This window comes from Azospirillum mesophilum, from assembly GCF_053470405.2.
Genome location: NZ_JBPXMQ020000009.1, coordinates 24280 through 41856 on the forward strand (window position 1 = coordinate 24280; position 17577 = coordinate 41856).

Consider the following 17577-nt stretch of genomic DNA (forward strand, 5'->3'; position numbering starts at 1 on the left):
TCCCCTCTGGGGAGAGGGGCGGGGTGAGGGGGATGCGCGTGCGCCGGACGTACCAGCGTCGCCGAACCCCCTCACCCTACCCTCTCCCCGGAGGGGAGAGGGTATTTTCCAAGGGCGTTTTACTGTACCATGGCGGCCTTCTTGGGCGGAGAGGCCGGCCAGGACTTGATCAGCTGGTCGTAATCCACCGTCTCGCCCTTCGGCTTCTCGTTCGCCAGCTTGCGCTGCGGGGCGATGGTGCCGTCCTTTTCGGCCTTGGCGTACCAGAACTCGGCCGATTCCTTCTTGTTCAGCTTCGGCCCGCATTCGCCCTGCACGCCGGACCGCTCCAGACGCTCCATGACGGAGTCCTGGGCCGCCGCCAGCGCGTCCATGGCCGCCTGCGGGGTCTTGGCGCCCGACGACGCGTCGCCGATGTTCTGCCACCAGAGCTGCGCCAGCTTCGGATAGTCGGGCACGTTCACGCCGGTCGGCGTCCACTGCACGCGCGCGGGGGAGCGGTAGAACTCGATCAGGCCGCCCAGCTTCGGCGCGCGCTCGGTGAAGGACTTGTCCCAGATGTCGCTTTCGCGGATGAAGGTCAGGCCGACGTGGCTCTTCTTCAGGCTGACGGTCTTCGACAGGGTAAACTGGGCGTAGAGCCACGCCGCCTTGCGGCGGTCCACCGGCGTGGACTTCAGCAGAGTCCAGGAGCCGGCGTCCTGGTAGCCCAGCTTCATGCCGTCCTTCCAATAGGCGCCGTGCGGCGACGGGGCCATGCGCCATTTCGGCGTGCCGTCGGCGTTCACCACCGGCAGGCCGTCCTTCACCATGTCGGCGGTGAAGGCCGTGTACCAGAAGATCTGCTGCGCGACGTTGCCCTGCGCCGGCACCGGTCCGGATTCGGAGAAGGTCATGCCGGCGGCCTGCGGCGGCGCGTATTTCTTCAGCCAGTCCACATACTTGACGATGGAGTAGACGGCGGCCGGGCCGTTGGTGTCGCCGCCGCGCTCGACGGAGGAGCCGACGGGGCGGCAACCCTCCATGCGGATGCCCCACTCGTCCACCGGCTTGCCGTTGGGCAGGCCCTTGTCGCCGTTGCCGGCCATGGACAGCCACGCGTCGGTGAAGCGCCAGCCGAGCGACGGGTCCTTCTTGCCGTAGTCCATGTGGCCGTAGACCTTGACGCCGTCGATCTCCTTCACGTCGTTGGTGAAGAACTCGGCGATGTCCTCATAGGCCGACCAGTTGACCGGCACGCCCAGATCGTAGCCGTACTTGGCCTTGAACTTCTCCTTGATGTCGGGGCGGGTGAACCAGTCGTAGCGGAACCAGTAGAGATTGGCGAACTGCTGGTCGGGAAGCTGGTAGAGCTTGCCGTCCGGCGCCGTGGTGAAGGACTTGCCGATGAAGTCGTTGACGTCCAGCGTCGGCAGGGTGACGTCCTTGCCTTCCCCCTCCATCCAGTCGGTCAGGGGAACGACCTGGTTGTAGCGGAAATGCGTGCCGATCAGGTCGCTGTCGTTGATCCAGGCGTCGTAGATGTTCTTGCCGGACTGCATCTGCGTCTGGATCTTCTCCACCACATCGCCTTCCTGGATGATGTCGTGGCGGATCTTGATGCCGGTGATCTCGCTGAAGGCCTTGGCGAGCGTCTTGGATTCGTATTCGTGCGTGGTGATGGTTTCGGAGACGACGTTGATCTCCATGCCGGCGAAGGGCTTCGCGGCGTCGATGAACCACTGCATCTCCTTCAGCTGGGCCTCCTTCGACAGGGTCGAAGGCTGGAACTCGCTGTCGATCCAGCGCTTGGCCGCCTCGATGTCGGCGAAGGCGGGGGCGGAGCCCAGAAGAAGGGCCGCCGCCGACGCGGTGGCCAGACAGAGATTGCGCATCGTGTGTCCTCCCTACCCTTGTTTTTGAATCCGTACAGGCCCCTGCTCACACCCAGCGGAACACCGCCGCGGCGTAGAGAAGCGAGAGCAGAGACGCGTAATGCAGGTCCTGGCCGACCAGCCCCAGCCACGCGAGGTGGATGAAGGCGCTGCCCAGAAGCGTGATGAACAGCCGGTCGCCGCGCGTGGTGGTGATGCCCAGGATGCCGGGCCGCGCGATCTCCGGCCGGTTGACGGCCAGCAGGGTCAGCAGGGCCAGCAGCCCCGCGATCACCGCGAAGAAGGCGCCGGTCTGCCAGGTCCAGGCCATCCAGGCGACATGTTCCATGGAAACGCCCTCCCCCCTCAGACGCGGCCCAGGGCGAAGCCCTTGGCGATGTAGTTGCGCACGAACCAGATGACCAAGGCCCCCGGCACGATGGTCAGCACGCCGGCCGCCGCCAGCAGGCCCCAATCCATGCCCGCCGCCGACACGGTGCGCGTCATCGTCGCCGCGATGGGCTTGGCGTCCACCGAGGTCAGCGTGCGCGCCAGCAGCAGTTCCACCCAGCTGAACATGAAGCAGAAGAAGGCCGTGACGCCGATCCCGCTCGCCACCAGCGGCGTGAAGATCTTCACGAAGAAATGCGGGAAGCTGTAGCCGTCGAGATAGGCGGTCTCGTCGATCTCACGGGGTACCCCGGACATGAAGCCTTCGAGGATCCACACCGCCAGCGGCACGTTGAACAGGCAATGCGCCAATGCCACGGCCAGCGGCGTGTCGAACAGGCCGATGGCGGAATAGAGGTTGAAGAAGGGCAGCGCGAAGACCGCCGGCGGGGCCATGCGGTTGGACAGCAGCCAGAAAAACAGGTGCTTGTCCCCCACGAACCGAAACCGCGAGAAGGCGTAGGCCGCCGGCAGGGCCAGCGCGATCGACAGCACCGTGTTCAGCGCCACGTATTTCAGCGAGTTCAGATAGCCCGAATACCAGGACGGGTCGGTGAAGATCCGCGCGTAATTCTCGAAGGTCAGCTTGTTCGGCCACAGCGTCAGGCCACTGACGATCTCCGTGTTGGTCTTCAGGCTCATGTTCACGAGCCAGTAGATCGGCAGGAGAAGGAAGACGATGTAGAGCCCAAGGACGATCCGCGCGCGCAGCATCGAATTAGCTCCTTCCCCTCAGTTTCTTTGGGCATCCATACGGGTCATCACCGTGTAGAAGACCCAGCACACGGCGAGGATCACGAGGTTGTAGACGATGGACAGCGCCGCCGCCTTGCCCAGGTCGAACTGGCCCAGCGCCAGCTTCACGAGGTCGATGGACACGAAGGTGGTGGAGTTGCCAGGGCCGCCGCCGGTGACCACGAAGGGCTCCGTGTAGATCATGAAGCTGTCCATGAAGCGCAGCAGCACCGCGATCAGCAGCACCCGGTGCATCTTCGGCAGCTGGATGTTCCGGAAGATGCCCCAGTTTGAGGCCCCGTCGATGCGCGCCGCCTGATAGAAGGCGTCGGGGATCGACCGCAGCCCGGCGTAGCACAGCAGCGCCACCAGCGAGGTCCAGTGCCACACGTCCATGACGACGATGGTCACCCAGGCCGACAGCGGGTCCGCCGTGTAGTTGTAGGGGATGCCCAGCCGGTTCACGACCCAGCCCAGCAGGCCGATGTCCTCCCGCGCGAAGATCTGCCAGATGGTGCCGACCACGTTCCAGGGGATCAGCAGCGGCAGCGCCAGCGTCACCAGCGTCGCCGCCACCCGCCAGCCCTCGCGCGGCATGCTCAGCGCCACGGCGATGCCCAGCGGCACCTCGATCGCCAGGATCAGGAAGGAGAACAGCAGGTTGCGCCACAGCGCGTCGAAGAACCGCCCGCCGAGGTCGGTCGTGGGGTCCAGAAGCTCCTGATACCAGCCGATGCCGTTCCAGAAGAACTGGTTGTTCCCGAAGGTGTCCTGCACCGAGTAGTTGACCACCGTCATCAGCGGCACGATGGCCGAGAAGGCGACGATCAGCAGGACCGGCAGCACCAGCAGCCACGCCCCCTGGTTGACGGGCTTGTCCATCACGCAAGCTCCCCTTCCACACTCTGGCCCTCCACAAGCGCTCCGTCGGCGTAGACATGGACCATGGCCGGATCGAACAGCAGCGAGGCGTCCTCGCCGGTCACCGGCAGGCTTTCCGGCACCGTCGCGGCCATCGGCAGGCCGGACAGCTCCACCTTGGCGATGCGCAGGCGGCCCAGGTCGTCCACGCGGCGAACCCGCACCGGCACGCCAGCCCCGGCGGGGGCGAGGGTCGCGAATTCCGGCCGCACGCCGATCTCGATCCTGGCACCGCCGTTCAGGCGCGGGTAGCCGCGCCCCAGCGGGATGACGTGCCCGCCGACGCGCGCCGCCCGCCCGGACACCTCGGCCGGCAGCACATTCATGCCGGGGGAGCCGATGAAGTGCCCGACGAAGACGTGGGCGGGCTTGGCGAACAGCTCCTCCGGACGGCCGATCTGCACCACGCGGCCATCGTGCATGACCACCACCGTGTCGGCGAAGGTCAGCGCCTCCGTCTGGTCGTGGGTCACGTAGATCATGGTCAGGTCCAGCGCCCGGTGCAGCGCCTTCAGCTTCGACCGAAGCTCCCACTTCAGGTGCGGGTCGATGACGGTCAGCGGCTCGTCGAACAGGATCGCCGCCACGTCCGGCCGCACGAGGCCCCGCCCCAGCGAGATCTTCTGCTTGGCGTCCGCCGTCAGGCCCCGCCCGCGCCGGTTCAGGTCGGGCGTCAGGTCCAGCAGCCCGGCGATCTCCCGCACCCGCGCGTCCACCGCCTTGCCGCGCAGGCCCCGGTTGCGCAGCGGAAAGGCGAGGTTCTCGTAGACCGTCATGGTGTCGTAGACGACCGGGAACTGGAACACCTGGGCGATGTTGCGCGCCTCGGTCGGCAGGGCGGTGACGTCCTTCCCGTCGAACAGCACCCGCCCCTCGCTGGGCGTCAGCAGGCCGGAGATGATGTTCAGCAGCGTGGTCTTGCCGCAGCCCGACGGCCCCAGCAGAGCGTAGGCCCCGCCCTGCTCCCACACATGATCCAGCCGCTTCAGGGCGTAGTCATCGTCGCCCTTGGGGGTGGGCGTGTAGCTGTGGGCAAGGTTCCGAAGCTCGATGCGCGCCATGGTCCCGTTCCTTCCACAGACGCTGAGAAGTCCAGCCACTTACCTGCCGTCATCCCCGCGAAGGCGGGGATCCAGGCCGATGAAGCACTTAAGCGCGAAGTTTTCTGGATCCCCGCCTTCGCGGGGATGACGAAAAGTAGGCGTTTTCGATCCTTGCCATTCGTTCCCCCCTCACGCCGCCATCACCAGCGGCGGGGCCGCGGCGAGGCAGCCGTCGTGGCCGAAGACGAAGAGGCGGCGGGGGTCAATGAAGCATTCGATCCGCTCGCCCGGCTCCACCTCCAGCACGCCGCGCGTGACGGCGACCCAGCGGTCGGACCCGCCGTCCGACCGTTCCAGATCGATGTGCACGAAGCTTTCGGAGCCGGTGATCTCGCTGACCGCGACCGTGCCGGTCAGCGCGATGGCCTCGGCGTCGGGGCGCGTCAGGGACAGGTGATCGGCGCGGAAGCCGATGGTGTAGTCGTCGTCCGGAAGCTCCGCCAGCACGCCCCGCGCCAGCCCATGCTCCCCGGTGGCGAGCACCAGTTGCAGGCCGCGCTTGTGCACCCGCATGGTGTTCAGCGGCGGGTCGGAGAAGACGCGGGCGCTGGTCAGGTTGGCCGGGCGGCGGTAGACGTCGGGGGTGCGGCCGAACTGCGCCAGCCGCCCTTCCCACAGCGTCGCCGTGTTGCCGCGCAGAAGAAGCGCCTCCGTCGGTTCGGTCGTCGCGTAGACGAACACGGCGCCGGAGGCGGCGAAGATCTTCGGCAGCTCCTCCCGCAATTCCTCGCGCAGCTTGTAGTCCAGGTTCGCCAGCGGCTCGTCAAGCAGGACGAGTTGCGCGTCCTTGACCAGCGCGCGGGCAATGGCGGTGCGCTGCTGCTGACCGCCGGAGAGGTGCTGGGGCGTGCGGTCGAGGTAGGGTTCCAGCTTCAGCAGCCTTGCCGCCTCGCGCACCTTAGCGTCGATCTCCGCCCTGGGCCGGCGGGCGACCCGCAGGGGGGAGGCGATGTTCTCGTAGACCGTCAGCGAGGGGTAGTTGATGAACTGCTGGTAGACCATGGCGACGGAGCGCTTGCGCACGTGCAGGCCGGTCACGTCGCGCCCGTCCACCAGCACGCGGCCGGCGCTCGGCACGTCCAGCCCGGCCATCAGCCGCATCAGCGAGGTCTTGCCCGACAGGGTCGGCCCCAGCAGGACGTTCAGCGAGCCGCGCTCCAGGGTCAGGGACACGTTCTCAATGTGGACGTGGCCGCCGACATGCTTGCTGACGTTGTCCAGAACAAGGCTCACCGCTGCGCTCCCCCTATTCCGCTGCGTCCGAGGCCCGCGCTCGGCGGCCGCGTTCCTGCGTCATAAATTCGTCGAGCGCCCGCGCCTGCTCCCGGCTCAACCGCAGCCCGAGCTTGGAGCGGCGCCAGAGCACGTCGTCGGCCGTTTCCGCCCATTCCTCGGCCATCAGGTAGCGAACCTCGGCCTCGGTCAGGGTGGCGCCGAAGTCGCGCCCGAGATCCTCAACGCGCGTGGCACCGTCGAGGATCGCGCGGGTCCGGGTGCCGTAGGCCCGCACCAGCCGCTCCATGTGCGGCGGCGTCACGAAGGGGTATTGCCGGTTAAGGTCCGCCACCAGCGCGCCGAAGCCGTCCACCGGGAAGTCGCCGCCGGGCAGCGCCGTGGCGCTCGACCATCCCTTTCCGTTGGTGGCGAGCTGCGGCAGGAAGGGCGCCAGCTTGGCGACGGCGGCGTCGGCCAGCCGCCGGTAGGTGGTGATCTTGCCGCCGAAGATGCTGAGCAGCGCCGCTCCCTCCCCCGGCCCATCCGCCGGCGCGTCCACGGCCAGCACGTAATCGCGCGTCGCCGCCTGGGCTTCCGACGCGCCATCGTCGTAGAGCGGGCGGACGCCGGAATAGGTCCACACCACGTCCTTGGGCGCCACCGGCTTGGCGAAATACTCGCTGGCCGCGGCGCAGAGGTAGGCGATCTCATCCTCCGTCGCGTGGGCGAAGGCCGGGTCGCCCTCGTAATCGCGGTCGGTGGTGCCGATCAGCGTGAAGTCGCGCTCGTAGGGGATGGCAAAGACGATGCGCTTGTCGGCGTTCTGGAAGATGTAGCAGCGGTCGTGGTCGAACAGCTTCGGCACCACGATGTGCGAGCCCTGCACGAGCCGGATGCGCGCGTCGATGCCGACATGCACGCCCTGCCGCAGCACGCTCGCCACCCAGGGGCCGGCGGCGTTGACCAGCGCGCGGGCGCGCAGGGTGGAGCGGCGGCCCGTCCGCGCGTCTTCCACCGTCACCGTCCACATCCCGTCCTTGCGGATGGCGCCGACGAAGCGCGTCCGCGTCCGGATGACGGCACCCATGCGCGCGGCGTCCTGCGCGTTCAGCACCACAAGACGCGCGTCTTCGACCCAGCAATCGGAATATTCGAAAGCGCGCGCGAAACCCGGCTTCAGCGGCTTGCCGGCTGGATCGCGCCGCAGATCGAGCCCGCGCGTGCCGGGCAGCCGGTCGCGCCCGCCCAGATGGTCGTAGAGGAACAGCCCCAGCCGCAGAAACCACGCCGGGCGCAGCCCCGGCAGGTGCGGCAGCACGAAGCGCAGCGGCCAGACGATGTGCGGGGCCATGCGCCACAGCACCTCCCGCTCCTGCAACGATTCCCGGACCAGCCGGAACTCGTAATGTTCCAGGTAGCGCAGGCCGCCGTGGATCAGCTTCGTCGAAGCCGACGAGGTGCCGGAGCCGAGGTCGTTCTGTTCGCACAGATAGACCGAGCAGCCCCGCCCCGCCGCGTCCCGCGCGATGCCGCAGCCGTTGATGCCGCCACCGATGATGGCAAGGTCGTAGACCTCGGCCAACGCCCCCTCCCCGTCCATGGCGCCTGTCGTCGCGCGGCGCGTTCCCGCTTTCGTTTTGAACGGTATCGAAGGTTCGTCCGCGCGACAATACGAAAAAAGTGAATGCCAAACGAAAAAGTCGCACCACCCTCCCGCGCTCCGGGGAAGCGGGCGGGATCCCTACACCTTACGCTTATGCCTTCGGTACTGGTGCGCCGGCGCGACCGGCACGGCTATGAAGGGCGGAAACACGCCTGCGCGAGAAAGCCTCACCGTGCCGTTCCGTCCGTACCTTCCCGCCCTTCTTGCCGCCTTGGTCGGGACCGGGCTGACGCTGCTCCTCGCCGACCAGGAACGGCGTCACGTCGAGGATGTGCGGCGGTCCGAGATCGCCACGGACGCCGACGGCGTTTCGACCGCGCTCCAGACGAGCCTCGTCAGCCGGGAACTCGTCCCCACCATCTTCGGCGGCCTGTTCACACCCGATCAGGAGGTCCGGCGCAGCGACCTTGCGGCGGTGGCCGAGCGCGTGTTCGCCCGGACGCCCAGCATGGTCGCCGTCTCCTGGCTGCCGCGCACGCCGCCCGCGCAGGCCGGCGCGCTGCTGGAGTCGTTGCGGCAGGCCGGGGTCACCGTCCCGTACTTCCGTGGGCCGAACGGCACGAAGATCGATCCCGAAACGGTCGGCCGCGACCTGTTCCCCGTCCAGCTGATCGAACCGCTGGCCGGCAACGAGATGGCTGTGGGGATTGACGTCGCCGCCTTTCCGCTGCGGGCGCAGGCGCTGGCGAACGCGCGGGACACCGGCCAGACCGTCGCCACCGCGCCCCTGCGCCTCGTCCAGGCCCCGGACGTGCTGGCGACCATCCTGTACACGCCGGTGTACCGGCGGCTCGCCCCCGGTGCGACGGTCGAGGCGCGGCGGGCGGCGCTGAAGGGCGTCATCACGACGGTCTTCCGCTACGACCGCCTCATTCCCGACGGCGTGGCCGGACAGCCGCACCGGTTCGCCCATGTGCATGTCTTCGATGCGGCCGCCCAAGCCGGGCAGCGCCACCTCCACACCCTCGTCGCCCCCGGCTCGTCCGCGAGCGACGACCGGGAGGCCGAGGCGCTGCTGGACGACGAAGGGCTCATCCGCCGCACCGTCACCTGGGGCGGCAGGGCCTGGACGCTGGTGTTCGAACCGCTGGAGCGGCCACCGGCGGTGCTGGACCCGCGCGTCGAGCTGGCCTTCGCCCTGGGGCTGGTGCTGACGACGCTGATCGCCGGCTATCTGGCGCTCCAGGCGCACAGCACCGGCCTGCTCCAGCAGGAAATCCAGGCCCGCCGCAAGGCCGAGGCAGAGAAGGACCTGCTGATGCGCGAGGTGAACCACCGGGTGAAGAACTCCCTGCAACTGGTCGGCGCCATGCTGGGCATGCAGGGGCGCAAGGCGACCGACGATCAGGTCCGGCGGGAACTGGACGAGGCCGGGGCGCGGGTCCGCGCCATCGCCCAGGTGCATGAGCGGCTGTACCGGGGCGAGAGCGTGACCACGGTGGACGTGGATGCCTACCTGCGCACGCTGTGCGCCGACCTCGCCGCCTCCGTGCCCGAATACACGATCCGGGTGACCGCGACCGCGATCGAACTGCCGACCGATCAGGTGGTCCCGCTTGGGCTGATGGTCGTGGAACTGGTGACCAACGCGATCAAGCACTCCAACCCGGCCAACGGGCACCTGTGCGTCGAGGTCGGCTTCGGCCCGGTCGGGGACGGCGAACTGGAACTGACCGTCCGCGACCACGGCGTGGGCATGCCGGACGGCTTCTCGATCCAGAAGCCGGGCCGCAGCCTGGGCATGACGGTCGTTAACAGCCTGGCACGCCAGATTTCCGCTGAACTGACCGTGGAGGACGCCGCCCCAGGCGCCCGCTGGCGCGTGCGCTTTTAAACCGGCTTGGCCGGACGGCGCACCTCCTCGGAGGTGGATAACCCCGACCACCATCGGACCGATGCCGACCGAAATGTCACAGCTCTTTCGAATCGCCCTCTCGGGGGGAGCGCTGGCGGAGCATGCGCCGCCGCCCCACGTTGTTCGGGGCAGGTGCGTTCAACGGTGCTGAGGTTTGGGGATGGAGCGCGGACTGAACATACTGGTTGCCGAGGATGACGCGTGCGTCGCCATGACGCTCTCGGGCATCCTCGCCGACCTGGGGCACAGCGTCGTCGAGGTGGTGGACACCGCCGAGATGGCGATCGATGCCGCCGCCGGGCGGTCCATCGATCTGGCCCTGATCGACGTCTGGCTGGCGCAGGGCTCCAACGGCCTGACGGCGGTCCGCCAGCTCGCCACCCGGTACCGCGTTCCGAGCATCGTGTGCAGCGCCCACACCGCCGCGACGGAGGCCTACGCCGCCGGGGCCGCCGCCTTTCTCGGAAAGCCGTTCCGGGTCGTGGACCTGGAGACGGCCCTGGACGTTGCGCTCACCGCGCTCCCGTCGCTGTCGGGCCTGCATCGCGGGGGCGCCTTTCCGGAATCCCTGGCGCCGCGCTCAAGCTAAACCTCGATCTGGGTTCCCAGCTCGACCACCCGGTTCGGCGGGACGCAGAAGAAATCCGACGCCGAGGCGGCGTTGCTGGCCATCACGATGAACAGGCGCTCCTGCCAGGGCTTCAGGTCCGGCCTGACCGAGGGGACGATGGTCTCGCGGCCGACGAAGAAGGACGTGCTCGCCATGTCCAGCGTGAATCCGTGCCGGCGCATCAGCTCCAGCGCCGCCGGGACGTGCGGCGTCTCCATGAAGCCGAAATGCAGGATGACGCGCCAGAACCCGTGGCCGAGCGTGTGGATTTCCAGCCGCCGGTCCTCGTGAACGCGCGGCACCTCCTCGTTGACGGCGGTCAGGAAGATCACGCGCTCGTGCAGCACATGATTGTGCTTGAGGTTGTGCAGCAGGGCGTGGGGCACGACCTCCGTGTTGCCGGTCAGGAAGATGGCCGTGCCCGGCACCCGGTGCGGCTGCTTGTGCGCCAGCCGGGACAGGAACAGGTCCACGGACATGCCCTGCTCGGCCAGCCGCGCGGCCACCACTTGCCGCCCGCGCCGCCACGTCCACATCAGGGTGAACAGCGCGGCGGCGGCCAGCAGCGGGAACCAGCCGCCCTGCGGGACCTTCAGCAGGTTGGCGCTGAAGAAGGCCAGATCCACGCTCAGGAACAGCGCCGTCAGCAGCCCGGCGGCCGGCCGCGACCAGCGCCACAGCGTCCGCGCGACCACGTAGAAGAGGATGGCGGTGATCGACATCTCCCCCGTCACCGCGATGCCGTAGGCCGCCGCCAGATTGGACGAGGATTCGAAGCCCAGCACCAGCGAGATCACCAGCACGCAGAGCGTCCAGTTGATCTTGGGCACGTAAATCTGGCCGATCTCCTCCTCCGAGGTGTGGCGGATCGGCACGCGCGGGATCAGGCCGAGCTGGATGGCCTGCCGGCTGATCGAATAGGCGCCGGAAATCACCGCCTGCGAGGCGATCACCGTCGCCATGGTCGCCAGCAGCAGAAGCGGAATCTGCCCCCAGCCCGGCGCCAGATGGAAGAAGGGGTTCTCCAGCGCCGACGGGTCGCGCAGCAGCAGGGCGCCCTGCCCCATGTAGTTCAGCAGCAGCGACGGCAGCACGAAGCCCAGCCACGCCACGCGGATCGGGAAGCGCCCCAGGTGCCCCATGTCCACGTAGAGCGCTTCGCCCCCGGTCACCGCCAGCACCACCGACCCCAGCGCCACGAAGGCCAGCCAGCCGTTCTCGGCGGCGAAGGACAGCGCCCAGGCCGGCGACAGCGCCCGCAGCACGCCCGGCCCCTGGACGATGTGGACGAGGCCGAGGATGCCCAGCGTGGCGAACCACAGCAGCATGACCGGCCCGAACAGGCGCCCGACCTTGGCCGTGCCCGCGCGCTGGACCAGGAACAGGCCGATGAGGATGGCGACCGTCAGCGGGATCACCCAGGCTTCCAGCGCCGGGGCCACCACCTTCAGCCCCTCCACCGCGCTCAGCACGGAAATGGCCGGCGTGACGAGGCTGTCCCCGAAGAACAGCGAGGCGCCGAACATGCCGAACACCAGCAGGAGCCCGCGCGGGTAGGCGGACGGACTCGACTTGCGCAGCGCCAGCGTCATCAGCGCCAGGATGCCGCCCTCGCCCCGGTTGTCGGCGCGCATGACGAAGGTGACGTACTTGATCGTGACGACCAGGATCAGCGCCCAGAAGACCAGGGACAGGATGCCCAGCACGTTCCCCTCGGTCAGCCGCAGGCCGACATGGCCGAAGCACTCGCGCAGCGTGTAGAGCGGGCTGGTGCCGATGTCGCCGTAGACGACGCCGAGCGCCGCGAGCAGCAGGGGCGCCAGCCTCTTGTGCTGTTCGGATTCCGTCGGCGGGTGACCGCCCACGGGGCCGGTCAGGGCCATCCCGTCGGCAAAGGCCGGATGCCGGGTCTTTTCCATCGCCATGGCGGTGTTCCCCTGGACACGGTGTTGGGGGCCCGGTGTTCGGGCTGTTGTTCCTCAGTTGCCGGTTTCCCCAACAGCGCGCGGCGTTCCGGCGTCACGGCCAAAAGGAAAAGGGCGGCCGGCAATGCCGACCGCCCTTCCTTCGAGAGTCGACGCGCCGTTATTTCAGCGCGCCCTTGATGTCCTCGTACTTGCCCTTCTGCCACTTCTCAAGGCCCTGCATCTGGTCCTTGGTCATGTCGACGGCGAGCTTGTCGCCCTTCATGTGCAGCTTGTTCATGGGCAGCACGGCGTCCTTGTCGGTCACGTCCACGACATGGTCGACGTCGAGCACCGCGTAGGTGTCGTTGCCCTTGCGGACGACGCCCTCGATCTTGGCGAGTTCCTTGCCGTCCGTCCCGTAGACCTCCTTGTTCTTCAGCTGATCCGCGGTCATCCGCGCGATCGCCGGATCCACTGCGCCTTCGGTCGAGGCGACGGAGGGAGCGGTGGTCTTGTTGGTCGGCGTGGCGGACTGGGCGAACGCCGGAGCGGCGGCCAGAAAAGCAACGACACCACAGGCGGTCATCAAGGTCTTCATGACGTTTTCTCCCTGTTGGACATACGTCTACGGAGAAAACGTCCGGCGCGCAGAAAACTTCCATCACTACCCCTTTTGAACCATTGGCCGGGGCCGCAAGGGGTGTTCCCCGGCAATTTGGAACAAAATGGACCGGATCGGGCATTTCATGGAGCAGCCGCGCGCGTGTTTGCGCGGCCCTTCACCTCCATCCTTCACGTCCATTCCGGGAGGAGCCATGATCCACGCCCACATCGCCCGCGACGGCACCCTGTTCTCCGGCCTCGTCAACCCGTCGCACATCCCGCCCGACGCCGTCTGGATCGACCTGTGCGAGCCCAGCCGGGAGGAGGAGGCGCGGCTGGAACGCTCGCTCGGCCTGAACCTGCCGACCCGCGACGACATGGTCGAGATCGAGGAGTCGAGCCGCGTGTCCAAGGCGAAGGACGCGCTGACCATGACCGTGGTCGCGGTCTGCCGGTCCGACAGCCACGACCCGACCACCGTCCCCATCACCTTCGTCCTGACGCCCCGGCTGCTGATCACCGTCCGCTACGACACGCCGCAGTCCTTCAAGATCTTCCGGTCGCTCTGCGACAACCAGCAGGTCCAGGTGGGCAGCGCCACGGACGTGCTGGTGGCGATCTGGAACACGATGGTGGACCGGTTGGCCGACATCATCGAACGGATCGGCGCCGACCTGGACGCCCTCAGCCGCGAGATCTTCCGCTACAGCCGCGCCCAGCCCGCCCGCCGCCGTCGCCACCGGCGCCCGCTGGAAAGCGTCCTGGCCGACGTCGGGCACGGCCAGGACGTCGTCTTCCGCATCCGGGAAAGCCTGCAGAGCCTCGACCGGGTCATCGCCTTCGCCCGCGTGAACCTGCGCGCCGACAAGGCCGCCCACGATCTTGATGCGCTGGACCGCGACCTGAAGTCGCTGCACGAATATGAGATGGACCTGTTCAACAAGGTCCAGTTCATGCTGGACGCCACGGTCGGCCTGATCGGCATCCAGCAGAACGCCATCATCAAGATCATCTCCATCGTGTCGGTCGTGCTGACGCCGCCCACGCTGGTCGCCAGCATCTACGGCATGAATTTCCAGCACATGCCGGAGCTGGGCTGGCGCTACGGCTACGCTTACGCCCTTGCCCTGATGGTGGCGACAGCCGTTCTCCCCTACCTCTTCTTCAAGTTGAGGGGGTGGCTGTGAGCCGTCGCGATAAGACGAATCCGCCGCACCCCTGCGTCGATGCGCCGCAGGAATGTCCTTCGCATTTATATAAAAACCGCAATAAATTCCCACCGCCCACCAACGGTTGAGTCCGATGCGTGGCCGACAAAAGGGAAACGCCGCCGATGAACGCCTTCCGCAAGCTGTCTCTGGCCACCAAGCTGACCATTCTGTGCACGCTCGGGCTGGTCGTCCTGGCCAGCGCGCTCACCTATGCGACGGTGCTGATCGTGCAGACCCGCATCGGCGAGGAGGCGCTGGAGCGGCGCGAGCAGGCGATCACCAGCTTCCGCATGCTGCTCGACCAGAAGGGGTCGGAGTTCCGCATCAAGGACGGCGCCCTCTACATCGACGACTACAAGCTCGACGGCGCGAACGTCATGGTCGACGCGATCCGCAGCGTGAACGGCGGCGTCGCCACCATCTTCCGCGGCGACAAGCGCGTGGCGACCAACGTCCTCAACCCCGACGGCAGCCGGGCGGTGGGCACCACGCTGGCGCGCGGCCCCGTCTACACGGCCATCTTCGAGAAGCACGAGCCCTTCCGCGGCGAGGCCGACATCCTGGGCTCCACCTACTTCACCGCCTACGACCCGCTGATCGACCAGAACGGCGAGGTCATCGGCATCCTGTTCGTCGGCCTCAAGAAAAGCGACGCGTTGCGCGTGCTGGACGAGGTGGTGGGCAGCACGCTGAAGGTCGCGGTCGCTATCACCGTGGCGGCGGGTCTGATCATGCTGCTGGTGGTGCGCCGGCAGTTCCAGACGCTGGACCGCATCCGGACGGCCATGTTCGGCATCGCCGACGGCCAGTACGAGACGCTGGTTCCCGGCCTGGAGCGCCAGGACGAGATCGGGGCCATGGCCCAGGCGGTGGAAAGCTTCCGCCAGAAGGGCCTGGACAACCTGCGCCTGCGCGACGCCCAGGAGCGCGAGCGCCGGGAGGCGGAGGAGGCCAAGATCGCCGCACTGGAGTCCATGGCCGCGACGGTGGAGCAGGAAACCCGCGCCGCCGTGGATCGCGTCGCCGAGCGGTCGATGTCCATGGACAGCAACGCCCAGGCGATGGCCAACTCGGCGGAAACGGTGTCCACCAATTCCCAGGACGTCGCCGTCGCGGCGGAACAGGCGCTGGGCAACGCCCAGGCCGTGGCGACCGCCACCGACGAGCTGACCGCCTCCATCGCCGAGATCTCCAACCAAGTGTCCTTCGCCAGCCAGATCTCCCGCCGCGCGGTGGAAGGCGGGCGCCGCACCGAGGAGGTCGTGCTGTCCCTGTCGGAAGCCATCGGCCACATCGGCGAGGTCGCCACCTTCATCCAGGACATCGCGGCCCAGACCAACCTGCTGGCGCTGAACGCCACGATCGAGGCGGCGCGCGCCGGCGAGGCGGGCAAGGGCTTCGCCGTCGTGGCGAGCGAGGTGAAGAACCTCGCCACCCAGACCTCCAAGTCGGCGGAGGACATCTCCCGCCAGATCGCCGAACTCCAGGGCATGACCGCCAACGCGGTCGAGGCCGTGCAGGACATCGGGCGGACCATCACCGAAATCGACGGCGTGGCCGGCAGCATCGCCGCCGCCATGGATCAGCAGGGCGCCGCCACCAGCGAGATTTCCCGCAACGTCGGCCAGACGGCGGCCGCCGCGCAGCAGGTGTCCACGCGCATCGCCCAGGTGTCGGAAGAAGCGGTGGAAACCGGCAACCGCGCGGACGAGGTGCGCCGCGTCGCCTCCGACGTGGCGGGTGGCATCGACCTGCTGCGCCAGACGCTCGTCCGCGCGGTGCGCACCGCCACGCCGGAGGTGGACCGCCGCCGCCTGCCGCGCTTCCAGGTCAACCTGCCCTGCACCGTCGCCACTGCGGCGGGATCGCTGCGCGGGCATCTGCGCAACCTGTCGGAAGGCGGGGCGACCATCGAGGGCGTGGACGCCGCCGCGGTCGGACATCGCGGGTCCCTGGAGATCCAGGGCTGCGGCACGCGCCTGCCCTTCACGGTGGTGTCCGGCGACGGCCACGGACTGCGTATCAAGTTCGATCTGGACGCCAGGTCGGCCCAGGCCTTCGCCGGCGACTTCAAGCGCCTGACGGCCGGATTGCAGCCGCTGGCCGCCGCGTAGGCCTCCAAAAGAAAACGCCCGTCGGCCGGGGCCGACGGGCGCGTCCTCGCGAAGCGGTGGGACCGCTTAGCTGTTCTTCTTCAGGAAGGCGATCAGGTCCTTGCGGGCCTGCTCGTTCTTCACGCCGGCGAAGGCCATCTTGTTGCCGGGGACGGCGGCCTTCGGGTCGGTCAGGTACTTGTCGAGGGTGGCCTCATCCCAGGTGTTGCCCGAGTTCTTCATGGCGTCGGAATAGTTGAAGCCCTCGTGCGAGCCCGCCTTGCGGCCGACGACGCCGTGCAGGTTCGGGCCGACGCGGTTCGGGCCGCCGGCCTCGATCGTGTGGCAGGCCTTGCACTGGTTGAAAACCTTCTCACCGGCTTCGGCGTCCTGCGCCGAGGCGATGCCGGGGAACGCCACAAACAGACCCACGGCCAACACGGCAAAAGTGCGCTTCATTCTGTATCCCTCAGTTTGCGAACACAACATCGGCCAGCCGGTCCGTCCACCGGGGCGGCGGTCGGCACGGCAAACTCCGTGAAACGTCGTCGCGACACGCGGAACCGGGATTCCGGCAGCGCCGACGGCGCCCGCCCAATCTTGGGCAGAGCCATTTAGCACCGGAACAGCGAACAGGCCACTCCGTTCCGCCAAAACTTGCCGAAATTGCCTATGAGTCGGTCGCGACGAACGGATGTTGCCCGCGCGCACACGTCAAGATTGCGTCTTCGCCAACCCGTTGGCGGTAGTCTTCGGGAGAAGGACATAACCCATTGGCACTATTCGGCCTTTCCCTCTTATCCGTGTCACACCGTCGTGCTAGTGCTTACGCTGCATTTGGTTGCGGGGCGCCCTGCGACGTTCCCCGAAGGCCGGGACATTGCCGACCGATAAGGACGCCGGCAAACACGAGGAGGCCAAGATGACGGACCCGCTCAGCACATCCGCAGGCAAGAACGCTCCGGCTCGCGTCCTCGTGGTGGAGGATGAATCGATCGTCGCCATGTACCTGACGGACGTGTTGGAAGACATGGATTACGAGGTCTGCGGCGTCGCGGCGTCGGCGACCGAGGCGTTGTCCATCGCGGAGAAGGAACGGCCGTCGCTGGCGTTGGTGGACATCAACCTGTCCGGCCCGCAGGACGGAATCGAAGCCGCCCGCGAACTGCGCGAACGGTACGATGTCGGCAGCATCTTCATGTCCGGCGCCAACGACCCCGACCTGATGGAGCGCGCCAGGACCGTCCGCCCCCGCGGCTTCCTGCACAAGCCCTACGACGCGACCCAGTTGAAGAGCGCGCTGGACCAGGCCTTCGCCCAGCCCTGACCCACCCGGCCGGAAGGGCCGCGGAATGCAC

The 17577-nt window shown here is 67.8% G+C and carries 15 protein-coding genes; 5 read left to right on the forward strand and 10 right to left on the reverse strand.

Annotated elements, in window-relative coordinates; translation table 11 throughout:
* Positions 1-119: 119 nt before the first annotated feature.
* The 7 genes from ACSVC7_RS11370 to glpD all read right to left on the reverse strand — a co-directional run bounded on the left by ACSVC7_RS11370 (position 120) and on the right by glpD (position 7877).
* Complete coding sequence (locus ACSVC7_RS11370; protein WP_448204659.1) at positions 120-1874, reverse strand: type 2 periplasmic-binding domain-containing protein; 1755 nt, start codon at positions 1872-1874, stop codon at positions 120-122.
* 46 nt (positions 1875-1920) lie between these two features.
* Positions 1921-2202 carry a DUF2160 domain-containing protein gene (locus ACSVC7_RS11375; RefSeq protein WP_448204658.1) on the reverse strand — a complete coding sequence of 94 codons (282 nt, stop codon included), beginning with the start codon at positions 2200-2202 and terminating at the stop codon, positions 1921-1923.
* A gap of 17 nt (positions 2203-2219) precedes the next feature.
* Positions 2220-3017 (reverse strand): carbohydrate ABC transporter permease, encoded by a 798-nt coding sequence (locus ACSVC7_RS11380; protein ID WP_448204657.1) that lies wholly within the window; start codon positions 3015-3017, stop codon positions 2220-2222.
* 18 nt (positions 3018-3035) lie between these two features.
* On the reverse strand, positions 3036-3920 hold the full coding sequence (locus ACSVC7_RS11385) for a carbohydrate ABC transporter permease (RefSeq protein WP_448204656.1): 885 nt from the start codon (positions 3918-3920) through the stop codon (positions 3036-3038).
* Positions 3920-5020 carry an ABC transporter ATP-binding protein gene (locus tag ACSVC7_RS11390; RefSeq protein WP_448204655.1) on the reverse strand — a complete coding sequence of 367 codons (1101 nt, stop codon included), beginning with the start codon at positions 5018-5020 and terminating at the stop codon, positions 3920-3922. The genes ACSVC7_RS11385 and ACSVC7_RS11390 overlap by 1 nt, the downstream gene beginning before the upstream one ends.
* Positions 5021-5191: 171 nt before the next feature.
* Complete coding sequence (locus tag ACSVC7_RS11395) at positions 5192-6295, reverse strand: ABC transporter ATP-binding protein (RefSeq protein ID WP_448204654.1); 1104 nt, start codon at positions 6293-6295, stop codon at positions 5192-5194.
* A 13-nt stretch (positions 6296-6308) separates the two neighbouring features.
* Positions 6309-7877: a glycerol-3-phosphate dehydrogenase gene (gene glpD / locus ACSVC7_RS11400; RefSeq protein WP_448204653.1), complete on the reverse strand. Its 1569-nt coding sequence runs from the start codon at positions 7875-7877 to the stop codon at positions 6309-6311.
* A 235-nt stretch (positions 7878-8112) separates the two neighbouring features.
* Between glpD and ACSVC7_RS11405 the strand changes: the two genes are divergently transcribed.
* Both ACSVC7_RS11405 and ACSVC7_RS11410 read left to right on the forward strand, forming a co-directional pair.
* The gene (locus ACSVC7_RS11405) at positions 8113-9774 is read left to right on the forward strand and encodes a sensor histidine kinase (RefSeq protein ID WP_448204652.1); all 1662 of its coding nucleotides are present in this window, start codon (positions 8113-8115) and stop codon (positions 9772-9774) included.
* Between the two features lie 181 nt (positions 9775-9955).
* Positions 9956-10384: a response regulator gene (locus ACSVC7_RS11410; RefSeq protein WP_448204651.1), complete on the forward strand. Its 429-nt coding sequence runs from the start codon at positions 9956-9958 to the stop codon at positions 10382-10384.
* On the opposite strand, the gene ACSVC7_RS11415 is transcribed toward ACSVC7_RS11410, so the two are convergent.
* Both ACSVC7_RS11415 and ACSVC7_RS11420 read right to left on the reverse strand, forming a co-directional pair.
* Positions 10381-12330, reverse strand: coding sequence for a potassium transporter Kup (locus tag ACSVC7_RS11415; RefSeq protein ID WP_448204650.1), 1950 nt, complete (start codon positions 12328-12330; stop codon positions 10381-10383). The two genes, ACSVC7_RS11410 and ACSVC7_RS11415, sit on opposite strands and share 4 nt — an antisense overlap.
* A gap of 160 nt (positions 12331-12490) precedes the next feature.
* Positions 12491-12910, reverse strand: a complete 420-nt coding sequence (locus ACSVC7_RS11420; RefSeq protein WP_448204649.1) for a PRC-barrel domain-containing protein — start codon at positions 12908-12910, stop codon at positions 12491-12493.
* Between the two features lie 217 nt (positions 12911-13127).
* Between ACSVC7_RS11420 and ACSVC7_RS11425 the strand changes: the two genes are divergently transcribed.
* Positions 13128-14102 carry a magnesium transporter CorA family protein gene (locus ACSVC7_RS11425; RefSeq protein WP_448204648.1) on the forward strand — a complete coding sequence of 325 codons (975 nt, stop codon included), beginning with the start codon at positions 13128-13130 and terminating at the stop codon, positions 14100-14102.
* A gap of 119 nt (positions 14103-14221) precedes the next feature.
* Entirely contained in the window at positions 14222-16240 is a 2019-nt protein-coding gene (locus ACSVC7_RS11430) for a methyl-accepting chemotaxis protein (protein WP_448204647.1), read from the forward strand.
* 66 nt (positions 16241-16306) lie between these two features.
* Here ACSVC7_RS11430 and ACSVC7_RS11435 read toward each other — a convergent pair whose 3' ends face one another.
* Positions 16307-16678 carry a c-type cytochrome gene (locus ACSVC7_RS11435; protein ID WP_448204646.1) on the reverse strand — a complete coding sequence of 124 codons (372 nt, stop codon included), beginning with the start codon at positions 16676-16678 and terminating at the stop codon, positions 16307-16309.
* Between the two features lie 463 nt (positions 16679-17141).
* On the opposite strand from ACSVC7_RS11435, the gene ACSVC7_RS11440 reads away from it, so the two are divergent.
* Positions 17142-17546, forward strand: a complete 405-nt coding sequence (locus ACSVC7_RS11440) for a response regulator (RefSeq protein WP_448204645.1) — start codon at positions 17142-17144, stop codon at positions 17544-17546.
* Positions 17547-17577: the final 31 nt, after the last annotated feature.